The following is a 16,211-nucleotide window of genomic DNA, read 5'->3' as shown; positions in this document are numbered from 1 at the left end:
GAACCGGACTGGAGGCCCGTGGCGGCCCCGCCACGCGCCTCCCGTCCGAACGAAAGGACACCATGACCGACCAGCCCAGTTGGGAACTCTCCGGTTTCGGCGACGAGATCGACGCCGACCCGGTCGTCCAGGTCGCGGTCCTGCAGGCGCTCGGCGCGAGCGCCATCGAGGTCCGCAGCGCCTGGGGCGTCAACGTCGTCGACCTCGACGACGACCAGCTCGCCGGACTCCACCGGCTGCTCGACGAGCGTGGGCAGACCGTGTCCGCGATCGCCTCGCCGATCGGCAAGGTGCCCGTCGACGAACCCGTCGAGCACGAGGTCGCACGCCTCGCCCGCGCGATCCGTGCCGCGCACGCCCTCGGCACCACGAACATCCGGATCTTCTCGTTCTACTTCGAAGGTCGGCAGCCGGACGACGTCCGTGACGACGTCCTCGTCCGGATGCGGGCGCTCGCCGACCTCGCCGAGCGCGAAGGGGTGACCCTGCTGCACGAGAACGAGAAGGACATCTACGGCGACGTCCCCGCGCGCGTGCTCGACATCGTCGAGAGCGTCGGTTCGTCCGCGCTCCGACTGGCCTGGGACAACGCGAACTACGTGCAGTGCGGAGTCCGGCCCTTCACCGACGGCTGGGAGCAGCTCGCCCCGTACGTCGACTACCTGCAGGTGAAGGACGCCCTCGCCGACGACTCGTCGGTGGTGCCGGCGGGCGAGGGCGACGGCGAACTGCTCCAGACCCTCACCGCGCTCCGCGACGCCGGGTACTCCGGGTACGCCTCGCTCGAACCGCACCTCAGCGACTTCACCTCCCTCGGCGGGTTCTCCGGCCCCGCGGCCTTCGGTCGTGCCGGCCGGGCCTTCCGCACCCTCACCGACCAGATCGGAGTCACCCTGCGATGACCACCCCACTGAAGTTGGCAGTCGTCGGCGCCGGCGTCATCGGCCGTCACCACGCCACCGTCGCCGTGCACCACCCCGACCTGCAGGTCGTCGCCTTCGTCGACGCCGTGCCCGAAGCCGCCACGAGCGCGGCCGACGCGATCGAGGCGATGGGCGTCGCCCGTCCGATCACGACGTCCACCATCGGAGAGGCGATCGACCAGTCCGACATCGACGTCGTCGCGATCTGCTCGCCCTCGGGCATGCACGTGCAGCTGGCCGAGGCCGCCCTGGCCGCCGGCAAGCACGTCGTCATCGAGAAGCCGCTCGACACCACGATGCCCCGGGCGCGGCAGATCGCGGCGCTCGCCGCAGCCGCTCGCGACCGCGGGCTCGTCACGAGCGTCATCAGCCAGCACCGTTTCGACCCGGCCTCGGCGGCCGTCGCCCGGGCGGCGCACGACGGCGGGTTCGGCACCGTGACCTCGGGCCTGGCGAGCGTGGCCTGGTACCGGTCGCAGGGGTACTACGACTCCGGTGACTGGCGCGGCACCTGGGCGCTCGACGGCGGCGGCGCGGTGATGAACCAGGGCGTGCACACCGTCGACCTGCTCGTCTGGGCGCTCGGCCGTCCGGTCGAGATCTCGGCCCAGACCGGGCTCCTCGCCCACGACCGCATCGAGGTCGAGGACACCGCGGTCGCCACCGTCCGGTTCGACGGCGGGGCGCTCGGCGTCGTCCACTGCACGACCGCCGCGTACCCGGGGCTCTCCGCCCGGTACGCCGTGTACGGCACGCACGGGTCCGCGATCGTCGACGACGACCGGCTCGCCTACTTCCACATCGCCCCGGACACCGCGACGCTCGAGTCCGCCGCGACCACGTCGAACGCCAGCGCGGTCGCCGGAGCCGTCGACCAGAAGGACGACGTCGTCCCGCCCGAGCACGTCGTCGGCGGCCCGGCCGAGCCCGACCACTTCGCCGCCGGGCACGCTCGGCAGTACACCGACATCGTCGACGCGATCCGGCAGGGCCGCGAACCGGGCGTCACCGTCGACGCCGCCCTGGTCTCGCTCGCCACCGTCCGCGGGCTCTACGTCAGTGCGACGCTCGGACACCCCGTGCGCATCGACGACGTGATCGAGGGCACGTACGACGACGTGGTGCCGGTCGTCGGCGGGCCTGATCGAGGGCAAGGCAGCGCCAGCCCAGCCGACGTGGTGCCGGTCGTCGGCACCCCCGCAACCGCCGCCGCGACCGAAGGAGCCACCCGATGAAGTTCTCCGTGTTCACCGCCTCCACCCCCGACTGGACCCCCGCCGAAGCCGCCGAGACCCTGGCGGCGCAGGGCTGGGACGGCATCGAGTGGCGCGTGGTCGACGACCGCCCGGCCGCCGGCGAAGCCATCCCCGCCGAGCGGTCGTTCTGGGCGGGCAACAACTCGACGTGGCAGTACACCGGCATCCGCGACCGGGTGGGCGACATCGCCCGGATCACCGACGGTGCCGGACTCGAGTACTCGGGCATCGGCGGCTACCAGCCGGCCGCGGACCACGACGGCGTCGAGACGATGCTCCGCGTGACGAGCGAACTCGGGGCCCGCCAGGTGCGGGTCACGATGCCGCACTACCGAGCCGAGAAGGAGCGCACGGGGGAGACGTACGGTCAGCTGTTCGACCGCACCCGGGCCGACCTCGAGTGGGTCGCGGCGCGTGCGTCGGAGCTCGGCGTGAAAGCACTCGTCGAGCTGCACCACATGACGATCACGCCGTCGGCATCCGCGGCACTGCGGCTGATCGACGGTCTCGACCCCGCGCACGTCGGCGTCATCCACGACCTCGGCAACCTCGTGATCGAGGGGTACGAAGACCACCTCGCCGCCTTCGAACTGCTCGGGCCGTACCTGGCACACGCCCACGTGAAGAACGCCCGCTGGGTCGACACCGGCGACACCCGTGCCGACGGCAGCTCGATCTGGCAGCACGAGTGGGCACCCCTGCGCACCGGCCAGGCGTCGGTGTCCGAGTACCTCGACGCGCTCCGCCAGGTGGGCTACGACGGCTGGGTCACCATCGAGGACTTCTCCACCGACCTGCCGCTCGAGGCCCGCACCGCCGACAACCTCGCCTACCTCCGTTCGCTCGTCCCGGTGACCGCATGACCGATCGCCGACCGGGCATCGTCCACGTGGGGGTGGGCGCGTTCGCGCGCGCCCACCTCGCCTGGTACACCGCCCACACCGACGGCGAACCGTGGGGGATCACCGCCTTCACCGGGCGCTCGCCCGACGTCGCCGACGCCCTGACTGCCCAGGGCTGCCGGTACACGCTGGTCACCCGCGCCGCGTCCGGCGACAGCGCCGAGGTGGTCGACACGATCACGGCCGCCCACCCGGGCAGCGACGACACCGCCTGGAGGCACGTGGTCGCGTCCCCGGAGACGACCATCGTCACGCTGACGGTCACCGAGCAGGGCTACCGGCCCGGTTCCGACGTGCCGGCCCGGTTGGTCGCAGGGCTCGATGCCCGCCGCACCGCCGGCTCCGGGCGCATCGCGCTGGTCAGCCTCGACAACCTGACGCACAACGGGGCGGTCCTGCGCGACGCCGTGCTCGACGCCGTCACCGACGACGCCCTGCGCGACTGGATCGAGGCGAACGTCACGTTCCCGAGTTCGATGGTGGACCGGATCACCCCGGCCACCACCGACGACGACGTCGCGCACCTGCCGGAACTGCCGGGTGCGCTCGCCGGCGACCGGGTCCCCGTCGTCACCGAGCCGTTCGCGGAGTGGGTGCTCGAGGACGCCTTCGACGGGATCGACCGCCCGGCGTGGCAGACGGCGGGCGTCCGGATCGTCGACGACGTCACCCCGTACGAACAGCGGAAGCTCTGGCTGCTGAACGGCTCGCACTCGCTCCTGGCCTACCTGGGGCTGCAGCTCGGCCACGACACCGTGGCCGAGGCGATGGACGACCCCGTCTGCCGCACCGCCGTCGAGCAGCTCTGGGACGAAGCCGCGCTCGAGCTGCCCCTGCCCGAGGCCGAGGTCACCGACGCCCGCGCGGCCCTGGTCGAGCGGTTCGCCAACCCGCGCATCCGGCACACCCTGCGGCAGATCGCGTCCGGCGGCTCGCAGAAGCTGCCCGTCCGCATCGTCGACGTCGTGCGGCACCGGCTCAGCCGCGACCCCTCGGCCGGTATCGGCGCCGGGGCGGCCACCGCCCTCGCCGCGTGGTGGCTGCACGTCACGGGGCGGCCCGACCTGGTGGGCGACCCCGGCGCCCCCGGGCCAGACTCGGACGTGCACGACGTCCTGGCCGTCGTCGCCCCCGAACTCGACACCACCCCCGTGGTCGCTGCCGTGACGGCGGCGGCCGAGGGCATCCGCACCGCCGCGGCAGCAGCCCGCCAGAGCTCCAACGGAGGAGTCCACGCATGACCGACACGAACACCACGAACCCCGCGGCCCCGGTCCCCGGCGCCACCGACAGCGGGCCGGCCGAGACCACCGCCGGCCGTCCGGACACCTGGGCCTCGGCGGACCGCGGGCAGCTGATCGAGCGGGCCGAGGTCATCGTGACCAGCCCGAACCGGAACTTCGTGACGCTCAAGCTCACGACCGCCGACGGCGTCACCGGACTCGGCGACGCCACCCTGAACGGCCGGGAACTCGCCGTCTCCGCGTACCTGTCCGAGCACGTCGTCCCGCTGCTCGTCGGCCGTGATGCCAGCCGCATCGAGGACGCCTGGCAGTTCCTGTACCGGTCGTCGTACTGGCGCCGCGGACCGGTCACGATGGCCGCGATCGCCGCCGTCGACATGGCCCTCTGGGACATCAAGGCGAAGGTCGCCGGGATGCCGCTCTACCAGCTGCTCGGCGGGGCGTCGCGCACCGGGCTGATGGCGTACGGCCACGCCTCGGGCAAGGAACTGCCCGAGCTGTTCGACTCCATCCGAGAGCACCAGGAAGAGGGCTACCGCTCCATCCGTGTGCAGACCGGTGTCCCCGGCCTCGAGTCCATCTACGGCATCGCGTCGAACACGACCACCGAGGGCAACGCCGGCGTCCGCTACGACTTCGAACCCGCCCAGCGCGGTGCGTACCCGGCGATGGAGGACTGGGACACCCGTGCCTACCTGCGCCACGTGCCCACCGTGTTCGAGGCCGTCCGCAACGAGTTCGGCCCGGAGCTGCCCCTGCTGCACGACGGTCACCACCGGATGACCCCGCTGCAGGCCGCGAAGCTCGGCAAGTCGCTCGAGCCGTACGACCTGTTCTGGCTCGAGGACTGCACCCCCGCCGAGAACCAGGAGGCCCTGCAGCTCGTCCGGCAGCACACCACGACGCCGCTGGCGATCGGCGAGGTGTTCAACACCATCTGGGACTTCAAGGACATCATCCGCGACCAGCTCATCGACTACGTGCGCGGTGCCGTCACGCACATGGGCGGCGTCACCCCGCTCAAGAAGACGATGGAGTACGCCGCGCTCTACCAGGTCAAGTCCGGGTTCCACGGGCCGACCGACATCTCCCCGGTGGGCCTCGCCGCACAGATGCACCTCGGGCTCGCGATCCACAACTTCGGCATCCAGGAGTACATGCAGCACGGGCCGCAGACCAACCAGGTGTTCCACCAGACGTTCACGTTCACCGACGGTTACCTGCACCCGGGTGACGAGCCGGGTCTCGGGGTCAGCCTCGACGTCGACGAGGCCGGCAAGTACCCGTACGAGCAGGCGTACCTGCCGTTCAACCGCCTGGCCGACGGCACCGTCCACGACTGGTAGTACCCGGCATCCTGCTGGCACAGTGGTCGCATGGAGTTCGCCGACGTCGCCAGGGAGCTGCTGCTCGTCGCGCCGCCGGACTTCGTCGCCGAGCGCACCGCACGGCAGCGCGCGGTGCGCAAGGACGACCGTGCCCTCGCCACGGCGATCGGGAAGCTCCGGAAGCCCTCACCGGCCGCCTGGGTGATCGACCTGCTCGCCCACGACGGTGCCCTCGACGACGCCGTCGACCTCGGACCGGCGCTCCGCAAGGCCCAAGCCGACGCCGACCCCGACGCGATCCGGACCCTCCGTCGGCAGCGCGCCGAGGTCGTCGACGCCCTCGCGCAGGCCGGTGCGGACCTGGCGTCCGACGCCGGACATCCCGTCACCCCGGCGGTGCTCGAGCAGGTCCGGTCGACGATCGAGGCGGCGATGGCGGATCCGCACGCCGGCGCGGCCGTCCGGTCGGGGCTGCTCGTGACGGCGCTCGAGAGCGTGGGGTTCGACGCGGTCGACCTCGACGGGGCGCTCGCGGATCCGGACGCGGTGCCCGATGCCTGGTCCGGCAGCGATGCCCCACCCATCCCCATCTCCCAGGCGAGGGGTGCGCGGAAGGCGAGCCGTGCCTCCAGGCCCGCGCAGCGCGACGCCGCGGAACCGGACGCCGAACCCGAACCGAAGCGCGACCCGGCCGCCGACCGGAAGGCCGCGCGCCAGGCCGAGACCGCAGCGCGCACGGAGTCCCGCGACGCCGACGCAGCACTCGACACCGCCGAGGCCGATCTCGAACAGGCGGAGGAGCGGCGCGCGGAGCTCCAGCGTGCCCTCGAGCAGGCCGAGGCCGAGATCACCCGGCGCGAGGCAGCCCGCGACGAGGCCGAGGCGGCGAGCGACCGCGCGCGGGACGTCCTCCACGCCGCGCAGGAGCACCGTCGGCAGGTCCGTCGCTGAGCGAACCGACGCGTCCTCATCACCTCGGATGAAAAGCGGTCGCGCGGCTCGGTCCCCGTGCAGCGCGGCCCATACGCTCGCGTCATGACCTCCTTCCTCCGCCGGTACCGGCACCTGCTGGCCCCCGCCGCCGGCGCCGTGTACCTCGTGCTCTGGATCGTCGCCGAAGCCGGACGTGCGGGACTCGCCGACCACGTCGTCGTGGTGTCGGCCTTCGCCGTCGCCATCGGCCTCGCCGCGTGGATGCCCGCGACCGCGCTCGGACTGGTCGTCGGCATCCCGCTCCTGCAGGCTGCCCGGCTGCTCACCCGGCCGACCGACACGACCTGGCCGGAGTACCTGGCGATCGCGATCGTCGTCGGCGTCGTCGGCGCCGGTCGGTCCGACCTGCTCCGCTACCTCGCGGTCCCCGTGCTCCTGCTCGCGAGCGCGGCGGCCGCCTGGGCGATGGCGGTCCCGACCGCTGCCGACCAGGACGTCTGGGGCAGCTGGGTGGGGAACGCGGGCGGGACCCGGTCGGACCTCGTCACGATCACGTTCGCGTTCGTCGGGGTCAGCGGTGTCGCCTGGGCCGTCGGCGTGGCCATCGGTGCCGCGTGGCGGATCGGCCTCGCCCGGGTCCGTGTGGTCGAGGCGCAGCGCCGCACCGAGGTGACCACGACCGAGCTCCGCGCCGAGCAGGACCGTGCCCGCATCGCCCGCGACGTGCACGACTCGCTGGCCCACTCACTGGCGGTCGTCGTGTCCCAGGCCCAGGGGGCCGCAGCCATCGCCGTGCGGGACGAACACGCTGCCCGGGCGCTGGAGGACATCGCTGACGTGAGCCGCTCGGCACTGGGCGACGTCCGGGCCCTGGTCGAACGCATCCAGGCGAGCGACGACGCCGACCGTCACGGCTTGCTCGATGTCCCCGACCTGGTCGAGGACATGCGGGAGCTCGGGATGACCGCGACGTTCGAGGAGCACGGCGCAGCCGGTCAGGTCCCCGCGGGCAGCGCCAGCGCGGTGCACCGGATCGTCCAGGAGAGCCTGACGAACGTGCTGAAGCACCAGGGGCGGACAGCGACGGCCCGGGTGGCGCTCGACTGGCGCGGGCCGGGGCTCGGCGTCGTCGTGACGTCACGGGGCAGCGAACCGCTCGTGGCGCTCGACGGTGCCGGTTCCGGTGTCGCCGGGATGCAGGAGCGTGCACGACTGGCCGGCGGCTGGCTGCGTGCCGGTGTGGGCGACACCACGGACGAGTGGGTGGTCACCGCGTGGCTGCCGACGACCGCCGCCGTGCCGACCACGGCGACGCACGACACCGACACCGACACCGCGGCCGTCCGGCCGGAGCGCGTCCGATGAGCGCCGTCCGCGTCGCCGTCGTCGACGACCAACGACTGTTCGCCACCGGGATGCAGATGCTCGTGGACGCCCAGGACGACATGACCTGTGTCGGGACCGCCGGCGACGGTGCCGCCGCCCTCGAGCTCTGCGCCGCCGAACACCCCGACGTGCTGCTGCTCGACCTGCGGATGCCGGTCATGAACGGCATCGAGACCCTGACCCGGCTCGCCGCGTCGACCCAGGACCGCCCGCGGGTCGTCGCGCTCACGACCATCCGCCGCGACGACGCCGTGCTCGCCGCACTCCGCGCCGGCGCCGCAGCGTTCCTGACGAAGGACGCCCTGCCCGACGTCGTCACCGCGACCATCCGCGACGTGCACGCGGGCCGACCGGCACCGACGGAAGCGGAGGCGCTCGACCTGCTGCGCGCGCAGGGCACCCCGGCCGTCACCGATCGGCGCGACGAGGTGCTCGACTCGCTGACGGCTCGCGAGCGCGAGGTCTTCATGCTCGTCGCGAAGGGGCTCAGCAACGCCGAGATCGCCGAGTCGGTCTTCCTGAGCGACGCCACCGTGAAGACCCACGTCCGCGCCGTCCTGACGAAGCTCGGCCTCCGGAACCGGATCCAGGTCGTCATCACCGCACACGAACGCGGCCTCGTCCGCGCCTAGGGGGAACCATGCAGATCACGAACCGCGTCGCGAAGACCGGCACCCTCGTCGTCGTCCTCGCCGGACTGGCCACCGCGGTCGTCCACGGGCTGCCCGAACGCGCCGACGTCGCGGTCGCACCCACCGTCGAACAGGACAGCACCGCGTGGGCGATGCCGCTCGACGCCTTCGTCGCACCGGCCTCGTCGAAGACCACGTACGCAGAGGACCTCGTGGCCGAGCCCTGCCTGCGGAAGGCCGGCATCGACGATCCGGCGCCCTGGGCGACCGCGGCCGGGCTGCAGGCCGACGACGACGCGGCAGACACCGCCGCCCGGGCGAACCCGTCACCCGCACTCGCGACCACCCGGCCCCTCACCGCGGCGCTCGCCGAGACCCGCGGCTACCACGGGTCGTCCGTGGCCGGTGCGAACCAGGCGGGCATGCGGAAGTGGGGGGACGACCCCGACCGCCAGGCGGCGTTCGCGGCACTCCCGGACGACGTGGCCGCCCGCTGCTGGAAGGCCGCCCGGAAGACCCTCGGTACCACGCTGCGCGGCACCGAGCAGGCGGCGTCCGAGCTCGCCCAGCGCCTGACGTACCTGGCTGCGCTGGACGCACGTCAGGACGACACGGTCCGGACGGCGGCGGCCGAGTGGCGCACCTGCATGGCGCCGTCCGGTGTGCCGGACCTGCCGGAGGGGCCGGAGGGCATGCCGACCCCCTCGATGCACGTCAGCGTCCGTGACGGCGACCAGGTCGTCCTGTTCTCGGACGACCCAGGGAAGGCCGAGGTCGCCGTCGCCGAACGGGACGTCGCGTGCCAGGAGTCCTCCGGCTACCGCAGCGCGCTGTACGCGGCGGAGTGGGAACGGCTCCTGCACGTCACCGCGACCGACGCCGCCGTGCTCCGGAAGGGGTCGACCCGGCAACCGCAGGTGGATGCCCGCCTCGACCGGGTGATCGCGCGGCTCGCGCCGGCGGCGCCGGCCGGAATCGACTGACGCGGCGGTCGCGGGGAGCGGTCCTGGGGGGAGCGCCCCGCGCCCGTCGCATGGGGACGACGGACAGGAGGCCCGTGGCGGGACAGCCACGGGCCTCCTGTCCGTCGCGGTTGGCGTCCGGACCGTGCCGCGCGACACGCCCGGACGGTACTGCTAGACTCGGTCCCTGACTTCGGCGAGGGCTGCGTACGCGCGGCCGTGATCGACGCGGTGGGATACCCGGCAAGACCCTGGGATCGTTCCTCACGCGTGCACGCGTTCGAGTTGCAACACCACAGACCCCCACGATGCCGGCACCCCGGCGTCGTCCCCGACACCAGGAGGCACCATGGCCGACTACACCAAGCTCGCAGCGGAAGTCCGCACCAAGTTCGGCAAGGGCGCTGCTCGCAAGCTCCGCGCGGCCGACAAGATCCCCGCCGTCGTCTACGGCCACGGGACCGAGCCGAAGCACATCTCGCTGCCCGGTCACGAGACCATGCTGCTCGTCCGTACCGCCAACGCGGTCGTCGACCTCGACATCGAAGGTGCTGCCCAGCTCGCCCTCGTCAAGGACGTCCAGCGTGACCCGGTGCGTCAGATCATCGAGCACATCGACCTCGTGGTCCTCCGCCGCGGCGAGAAGGTCACGGTCGACGTGCCCGTCGTCATCGAGGGCGAGTCCTTCTCCGGCACCATCCACGTGCAGGACCTCAACACGATCTCGCTGCTCGTGCTCGCCACCGACATCCCGGAGCACGTCTCCGTGAACGTCGAGGGCCTCGAGGACGGCGTGCAGATCCACGCCTCGCAGCTCGAGCTCCCCGAGGGCGCCGAGCTCGAGACCGACCCCGAGGCGCTCGTCGTCGCGATCGTCACCCCGCGTGGCACCGCTGACGACGACGCTGCGGACGAAGCCTCGGCCGAGGCCGGCGCCGAGTCGGGTGCCGAGGGCGCCGCGGACTCCGAGTAACACCCCCTTCGAAGACATCTGGTCGACGCTGTGACGGACAACATCCTCGTGGTGGTCGGGCTCGGGAACCCCGGGCCCGACTACGCGGGCAACCGCCACAACGTCGGCCAGATGGTCCTCGACGAACTCGCGTCCCGCATGGGTGCGACGTTCAAGAAGCACAAGACGCCGAACCAGGTCGCCGAGGGGCGCCTGGTGCCCGGCGGCACACGACTCGTGCTGGCGAAGCCCGGGTCGTTCATGAACACCTCGGGCGGACCGGTCTCCTCGGTGCTCGGGTTCTACAGCGCCACCCCGGCCGACCTCGTCGTCGTGCACGATGAGCTCGACCTGCCGTTCGACACCGTCCGCCTGAAGGGCAGTGGCGGGCATGGCGGGCACAACGGGCTGCGCGACATCATCAAGGCCACCGGGACGAACGAGTTCATGCGCGTCCGGGTCGGCATCGGGCGTCCGCCCGGTCGGCAGGACCCGGCTGACTACGTGCTGCGTGACTTCTCCGCAGCCGAGAAGAAGACGCTCCCGATCCTGCTGGCCGACGCCGCCGACGCGGTCGAGGCGATCGCCGAGGTCGGCCTGCTCGCCGCACAGCAGCGCGTGCACGCTCCGTCCTGAGTGTTCCGCGCTGTTCGCCCGTCGCGCACGGCGCGGTCGGCGTCGGTGGTGGCCGGTACCATCTCCTGAGTGACGATCTCGGGCATCATCCCTGCGCTCTCGCGCGCCTCCGCCTTCGATCGCGTGCTGCGCGCCGCACCGCGCGACGCCGACTTCTCCGTCGTGGACGGCCTGCGCGTGCCGCTGCTCGGTGCGCTGCTCGCCGAGCGCAACGGTCCGCAGTGCGTCCTCGTCATCACGGCGACCGGGCGTGAAGCCGAAGCGGTCCGCGAAGCGTTCGGCAGCTACGTCCCCGACGCCGAGGTGCTCGAGTTCCCCGCGTGGGAGACCCTGCCGCACGAGCGTCTCAGCCCGAGCCCCCAGACCGTCGGCACACGCATCGCGACGCTCCGCAAGCTCGCTGCGTGGCAGGCGACGGACCCGACCGAGCGGCGCCAGACCGTCGTCGTCGCGAGCGTCCGAGCCGCGCTGCAGCCGATCGCGAGCAACCTGACGTCCCTGGCGCCGGTGGTGCTCCGGACCGACTCGCGGGGCAACGACCTGGCGGCGATCTCGGCGCAGCTGGTGGACCTCGCCTACTCGCGCGTCGACCTCGTCACCCGCCGTGGTGAGTTCGCGGTGCGCGGTGGCATCCTCGACGTCTTCCCGCCGGCGGCCGACCACCCGGCGCGTGTCGACTTCTTCGGCGACGAGATCGAGGCGATCAAGGCGTTCTCCGTCGCCGACCAGCGCACCACCGAGGACGACCTCGGTTCGGTCGAGCTGACCGCCTCGCGCGAACTCCTGCTCGGCGAGGAAGTCCGGCAGCGGGCCCGCGAGATGCTGCACGAGTTCCCGAACCTGTCCCAGATGCTCGCGAAGATCGCCGAGGGCATCCCGGTCGAGGGCATGGAGTCGCTCGCTCCGGCGCTCGTGCAGGACCTCGTTCCTATGACCTCCTACCTGCCGGACGGCGCCACCATCGCGGTGTTCTCGCCCGAGCGGGTGAACGGCCGCGCGAACAGCCTGGCCGAGACGAACACCGAGTTCCTGCAGGCGGCCTGGAGCGCAGCGGTCGCCGGGGCACAGGCCCCGATCGACCTCGACGCGGGCAACTTCCTGACCGTGCAGCAGCTCAAGAACACCCGCGGGCAGCGCACCTGGTGGACGGTGTCGCCGTTCGACTCCGGCCTCGACGAAGGGGACACCGAGCGCGTCCTCACCGACGCCGAGGCCGCTGCCGAAGCCGGCGAGTACATCCGCGTCCGGGCGGAGGCGGTGCCGAGCTTCGCGGGCAGCGCCGACGGGGCGATCGCGCACGTCAAGTCGCTGACCGACGACGGGTGGGCGGTCGTGGTGACCGCGCAGGGGCAGGGCCTCGTCGAACGTGCGGTGCAGGTGCTGGCCGACGCCGGGGTCGCTGCCCGTGCCGCAGCGGTCGACGCGCCGCCCGAGCCGGGGTTCGCCGTCGTGACGACCGCGACCGTCGAGCACGGCTTCGCCATCCCCGACCCCCGCATCGCGGTCCTGAGCGAGGCCGAGTTCTACGGCCGCAGCGTCCAGCAGGGGGCCCGCACCGTCAAGAAGCTCGCGAGCCGGCGCAAGAACGTCGTCGACCCGCTGCAGCTCAAGCCGGGCGACGTCGTCGTGCACGCGACCCACGGCATCGGCAAGTTCGTCGAGCTCGTCAGCCGCGAAGTGAGCTCGGGTGGACGCAACGCGGTGAAGACGCAGCGCGAGTACCTCGTGCTCGAGTACGCGCCGTCGAAGCGCAACTACCCGGGCGACAAGCTCTTCGTGCCGACCGACCAGCTCGACCAGCTGTCCCGCTACGTCGGTGGTGAGTCCCCGACCCTGTCGAAGATGGGCGGCTCGGACTGGTCCGCCGCCAAGTCGAAGGCGCGCAAGGCCGTCCGCGACATCGCCGTCGACCTGGTCAAGCTGTACTCGGCGCGGATGGCGTCGAAGGGGCACGCGTTCGGTCCGGACACCCCGTGGCAGCGCGAGCTGGAAGAGGCGTTCCCGTTCGCCGAGACCGCCGACCAGCTCACCACGATCGACGAGATCAAGCGCGACATGGAACGGCCGATCCCGATGGACCGCCTGCTCTCCGGCGACGTCGGCTACGGCAAGACCGAGGTCGCGATCCGCGCCGCGTTCAAGGCCGTGCAGGACGGCAAGCAGGTCGTCATGCTCGTCCCGACGACCCTGCTCGTCCGCCAGCACATGGAGACCTTCCAGGAGCGCTTCGCCGGGTTCCCGGTGCACCTGCGCGCCCTGAGCCGGTTCCAGACCGAGAAGGAGTCGAAGGAGACCATCGCCGGGCTCGCTGACGGCACGGTCGACATCGTCATCGCGACCCACCGGATCCTGTCGCAGGGCATCAGCTTCAAGGACGTCGGTCTCGTCATCATCGACGAGGAACAGCGGTTCGGCGTCGAGCACAAGGACCAGCTCAAGAAGTTCAAGACGAACGTCGACGTGCTGGCGATGTCGGCGACCCCGATCCCGCGCTCGCTCGAGATGGCGGTCACGGGCATCCGCGAGATGTCGACCCTGGCCACCCCGCCAGAGGACCGGCACCCCATCCTGACCTTCGTCGGGCCGCAGTCCGACTTGCAGGTGGCGGCCGCAATCCGCCGCGAGCTCCTGCGTGAGGGCCAGGTGTTCTACGTGCACAACCGGGTGAAGGACATCCAGTCGGTCGCCGCGCACCTGGCCGAGATCGTGCCGGACGCCCGCATCGCCGTGGCGCACGGGCAGATGTCGGAGACCACCCTCGAGCAGGTCATGGTCGACTTCTGGGAGCGTCGCTTCGACGTCCTCGTCTCGACGACGATCATCGAGACCGGTCTCGACATCGCGAACGCCAACACGCTCATCATCGACAAGGCCGACAAGTACGGGCTGTCGCAGCTGCACCAGCTGCGCGGTCGGGTCGGCCGTGGCCGCGAGCGCGGGTACGCGTACTTCCTCTACGACTCCGACAAGCCGCTGTCCGAGACCGCACAGGACCGCCTCGAGACCATCGCCGCGAACAACGAGCTCGGTGCGGGCATGCAGGTCGCCATGAAGGACCTCGAGATCCGCGGGGCGGGCAACCTGCTCGGTGGTGAGCAGTCCGGCCACATCGCGGGTGTCGGGTTCGACCTGTACCTCCGGATGATCGGCGAGGCGGTGTCGCAGTTCCGTGGCGACGTCGCCGAGGGGCAGACCGAGCTCCGGCTCGAGATCCCCGTCGACGCGCACATCCCCGAGGACTACGTCGAGTCCGAGCGGCTCCGGCTCGAGGCGTACCAGAAGCTGTCGGCGGCCTCGGCCCCGACGGCGCAGCCGAACGCGATCGACATGGTGCTCGACGAGCTCACCGACCGCTACGGGCAGCCGCCGCAGGCCGTGCAGACCCTGGTCGAGGTCTCCCGCCTGCGTCGGATGGCGCAGCAGGTCGGCCTGTCCGACGTCGTCGTGATGGGTTCCAACCTGCGGGTTGCCGGCAAGGAACTCGCCGACTCGTCGCAGGTGCGCCTGAAGCGCATGTTCCCGGGGGCCCGCTGGTTCCCGCAGCAGAACGCGTCGAGCATCCCCGTGCCGCGCCCGCACGACCAGGCGCTGCCGGACGACGCTCTCATCCAGTGGGTGGAGAGCATCCTCACCGCCGTGTACGGGGCGACGACCCCGGCGGAGGCGCCGGCCGCGTAGACGCGAGCGGAGACGGCCTGGAGGCACGGTGCGGGTCCGCACCGTGCCTCCAGTCCGTCCTCGGCCACGTCCACGGCACGCACGCCCTTCGCGACGATCCGCGCGTCGAACGACGCGTGGCCTGTCGTGGAACGGGTGCGAACCGCGGGCCGCGAAGCCGCTACTCGGTGTCCTCGGCCTCGGACAGTTCGCGGCGCGCGCGGTACGCCCGCGCACGCAGGGTGACGACGACGGCCGACGCGACGATGGCGATGCCCGATCCGACGAGCACGGCGAGGACGCCCTCGTCGAGGATCTCCTCGTTGCGGGCGAACGCCAGCTCGTTCATGAGCAGCGACACCGTGAACCCGATGCCGCCGAGCACGCCGACGGTGATGATCGAGAAGAACGACAGCGACGAGCGGCCGGGGGAGCGGAAGATCCGCGTGGCGATCGTGCCGAACAGCGTGATGCCGATGACCTTGCCGACCGGCAGGGCGAGGACGACCGCCCAGAACGTGGGCGAGAGCTCGCTGATGCCGACCGCGGGGATGATGACGGCGGCCGACGCGAACGCGAACACCGGCAGCACGATCGCGTTCGACCACGGCTCGACGTTCTCGTGCAGGGTGTGGCCCGGACGGCGGGGCAGCACGAGCCCGAGCGCGACGCCGGCGATGGTGGCGTGCACACCGGAGTGGTAGACGAGCCACCAGGTCAGGAGCCCGACGACGACCATCGCCACGATGAGCAGCGTCTGTCCGGAGCGCCCCGGACGGAGCATCCGGCCGAGCAGCCAGAATGCCGCGAGCGTGACGACGGCACCGGCGAGGGCCAGGAAGTCGGTGTCGTGGGCGAACACCACGGCGATGATGATGATCGCGATGAGGTCGTCGAGGACGGCCAGCGCGAGCAGGAACACCCGGATGCCGCTCGGCAGCCCGCGACCGAACATGGCGAGCACCCCGAGCGCGAACGCGATGTCCGTCGCCGTCGGGATCGGCCACCCGTGCGTGTACTGCGTGCCCGCGGTGACGAGCAGGAAGATGCCGGCCGGGACGAGCACACCGCCGACCGCGGCGATGGCGGGGATGATCGCGGTCTTGGGGTTCGACAGCTCACCGTCGACGAGTTCCTGCTTCAGCTCGATCGCGACGAGCAGGAAGAAGACCGCGAGCAGGCCGTCGCTGATCCAGTGCGCGATCGACAGGTCGAGGCCCAGCGCACCGAGCGGCAGGTGCGCGTCGAGGAGCCGTTCGAGGCCGGGGCCGATCGGGGAGTTCGCCACGACCAGGCCGAGCACGGCGGCGGTGAGGAGCGCGATGGCGCTGAAGCGGGGGGAGCGGACGAGGGACGACATGGATCTCCGTCTCGAGGGGTCGGGTGAGTGTCCGTCGACC

The 16,211-nt window shown here is 71.9% G+C and carries 13 protein-coding genes; 12 read left to right on the top strand and 1 reads right to left on the bottom strand.

Annotation, left to right across the window (positions count from 1 at the left end; all coding sequences use genetic code 11):
- Positions 1-62: 62 nt before the first annotated feature.
- The 12 genes from QRN30_RS06930 to mfd all read left to right on the top strand — a co-directional run bounded on the left by QRN30_RS06930 (position 63) and on the right by mfd (position 14,832).
- A complete protein-coding gene (locus QRN30_RS06930; RefSeq protein WP_284760716.1) occupies positions 63-902 on the top strand; it encodes a sugar phosphate isomerase/epimerase family protein in 840 nt (279 codons plus the stop codon).
- A complete protein-coding gene (locus QRN30_RS06925) occupies positions 899-2,158 on the top strand; it encodes a Gfo/Idh/MocA family oxidoreductase (RefSeq protein ID WP_194590272.1) in 1,260 nt (419 codons plus the stop codon). The genes QRN30_RS06930 and QRN30_RS06925 overlap by 4 nt, the downstream gene beginning before the upstream one ends.
- A complete protein-coding gene (locus QRN30_RS06920) occupies positions 2,155-3,042 on the top strand; it encodes a sugar phosphate isomerase/epimerase family protein (RefSeq protein WP_056072819.1) in 888 nt (295 codons plus the stop codon). The genes QRN30_RS06925 and QRN30_RS06920 overlap by 4 nt, the downstream gene beginning before the upstream one ends.
- Positions 3,039-4,322, top strand: a complete 1,284-nt coding sequence (locus QRN30_RS06915) for a mannitol dehydrogenase family protein (protein WP_194590271.1) — start codon at positions 3,039-3,041, stop codon at positions 4,320-4,322. Before QRN30_RS06920 ends, QRN30_RS06915 begins: the two co-directional genes overlap by 4 nt.
- A complete protein-coding gene (gene manD, locus QRN30_RS06910) occupies positions 4,319-5,671 on the top strand; it encodes a D-mannonate dehydratase ManD (protein ID WP_017886757.1) in 1,353 nt (450 codons plus the stop codon). The genes QRN30_RS06915 and manD overlap by 4 nt, the downstream gene beginning before the upstream one ends.
- Before the next feature lie 30 nt (positions 5,672-5,701).
- Positions 5,702-6,604, top strand: a complete 903-nt coding sequence (locus QRN30_RS06905; protein ID WP_194590270.1) for a hypothetical protein — start codon at positions 5,702-5,704, stop codon at positions 6,602-6,604.
- A gap of 84 nt (positions 6,605-6,688) precedes the next feature.
- Positions 6,689-7,951 (top strand): sensor histidine kinase, encoded by a 1,263-nt coding sequence (locus QRN30_RS06900; RefSeq protein ID WP_284760715.1) that lies wholly within the window; start codon positions 6,689-6,691, stop codon positions 7,949-7,951.
- Positions 7,948-8,604 (top strand): response regulator transcription factor, encoded by a 657-nt coding sequence (locus QRN30_RS06895; protein ID WP_042537855.1) that lies wholly within the window; start codon positions 7,948-7,950, stop codon positions 8,602-8,604. The genes QRN30_RS06900 and QRN30_RS06895 overlap by 4 nt, the downstream gene beginning before the upstream one ends.
- Positions 8,605-8,612: 8 nt before the next feature.
- Positions 8,613-9,587 (top strand): hypothetical protein, encoded by a 975-nt coding sequence (locus tag QRN30_RS06890; protein WP_194590268.1) that lies wholly within the window; start codon positions 8,613-8,615, stop codon positions 9,585-9,587.
- A gap of 328 nt (positions 9,588-9,915) precedes the next feature.
- A complete protein-coding gene (locus QRN30_RS06885; RefSeq protein WP_042537722.1) occupies positions 9,916-10,539 on the top strand; it encodes a 50S ribosomal protein L25/general stress protein Ctc in 624 nt (207 codons plus the stop codon).
- A gap of 30 nt (positions 10,540-10,569) precedes the next feature.
- A complete protein-coding gene (gene pth / locus QRN30_RS06880; protein WP_017886754.1) occupies positions 10,570-11,154 on the top strand; it encodes an aminoacyl-tRNA hydrolase in 585 nt (194 codons plus the stop codon).
- A gap of 69 nt (positions 11,155-11,223) precedes the next feature.
- Complete coding sequence (gene mfd / locus QRN30_RS06875) at positions 11,224-14,832, top strand: transcription-repair coupling factor (protein WP_284760714.1); 3,609 nt, start codon at positions 11,224-11,226, stop codon at positions 14,830-14,832.
- Between the two features lie 160 nt (positions 14,833-14,992).
- Here the strand turns inward: mfd and nhaA are convergent, their stop codons facing one another.
- Positions 14,993-16,171 (bottom strand): Na+/H+ antiporter NhaA, encoded by a 1,179-nt coding sequence (gene nhaA, locus QRN30_RS06870; protein ID WP_284760713.1) that lies wholly within the window; start codon positions 16,169-16,171, stop codon positions 14,993-14,995.
- Positions 16,172-16,211: the final 40 nt, after the last annotated feature.

This window comes from Curtobacterium sp. MEB011 (assembly GCF_030209655.1).
Taxonomy (GTDB): Bacteria; Actinomycetota; Actinomycetes; order Actinomycetales; family Microbacteriaceae; genus Curtobacterium; species Curtobacterium poinsettiae.
Note: the sequence above shows the minus strand (reverse complement) of the source record. Positions and strands in the feature narration are given on the sequence as shown.

Bases quoted from the DNA above. Each gene is read 5' to 3' on its own strand.
- QRN30_RS06930 (WP_284760716.1), top strand. From the start codon at position 63: ATGACCGACCAGCCCAGTTGGGAACTCTCCGGTTTCGGCGACGAGATC.
- QRN30_RS06925 (WP_194590272.1), top strand. From the start codon at position 899: ATGACCACCCCACTGAAGTTGGCAGTCGTCGGCGCCGGCGTCATCGGC.
- QRN30_RS06920 (WP_056072819.1), top strand. From the start codon at position 2,155: ATGAAGTTCTCCGTGTTCACCGCCTCCACCCCCGACTGGACCCCCGCC.
- QRN30_RS06915 (WP_194590271.1), top strand. From the start codon at position 3,039: ATGACCGATCGCCGACCGGGCATCGTCCACGTGGGGGTGGGCGCGTTC.
- manD (WP_017886757.1), top strand. From the start codon at position 4,319: ATGACCGACACGAACACCACGAACCCCGCGGCCCCGGTCCCCGGCGCC.
- QRN30_RS06905 (WP_194590270.1), top strand. From the start codon at position 5,702: ATGGAGTTCGCCGACGTCGCCAGGGAGCTGCTGCTCGTCGCGCCGCCG.
- QRN30_RS06900 (WP_284760715.1), top strand. From the start codon at position 6,689: ATGACCTCCTTCCTCCGCCGGTACCGGCACCTGCTGGCCCCCGCCGCC.
- QRN30_RS06895 (WP_042537855.1), top strand. From the start codon at position 7,948: ATGAGCGCCGTCCGCGTCGCCGTCGTCGACGACCAACGACTGTTCGCC.
- QRN30_RS06890 (WP_194590268.1), top strand. From the start codon at position 8,613: ATGCAGATCACGAACCGCGTCGCGAAGACCGGCACCCTCGTCGTCGTC.
- QRN30_RS06885 (WP_042537722.1), top strand. From the start codon at position 9,916: ATGGCCGACTACACCAAGCTCGCAGCGGAAGTCCGCACCAAGTTCGGC.
- nhaA (WP_284760713.1), bottom strand. From the start codon at position 16,171: ATGTCGTCCCTCGTCCGCTCCCCCCGCTTCAGCGCCATCGCGCTCCTC.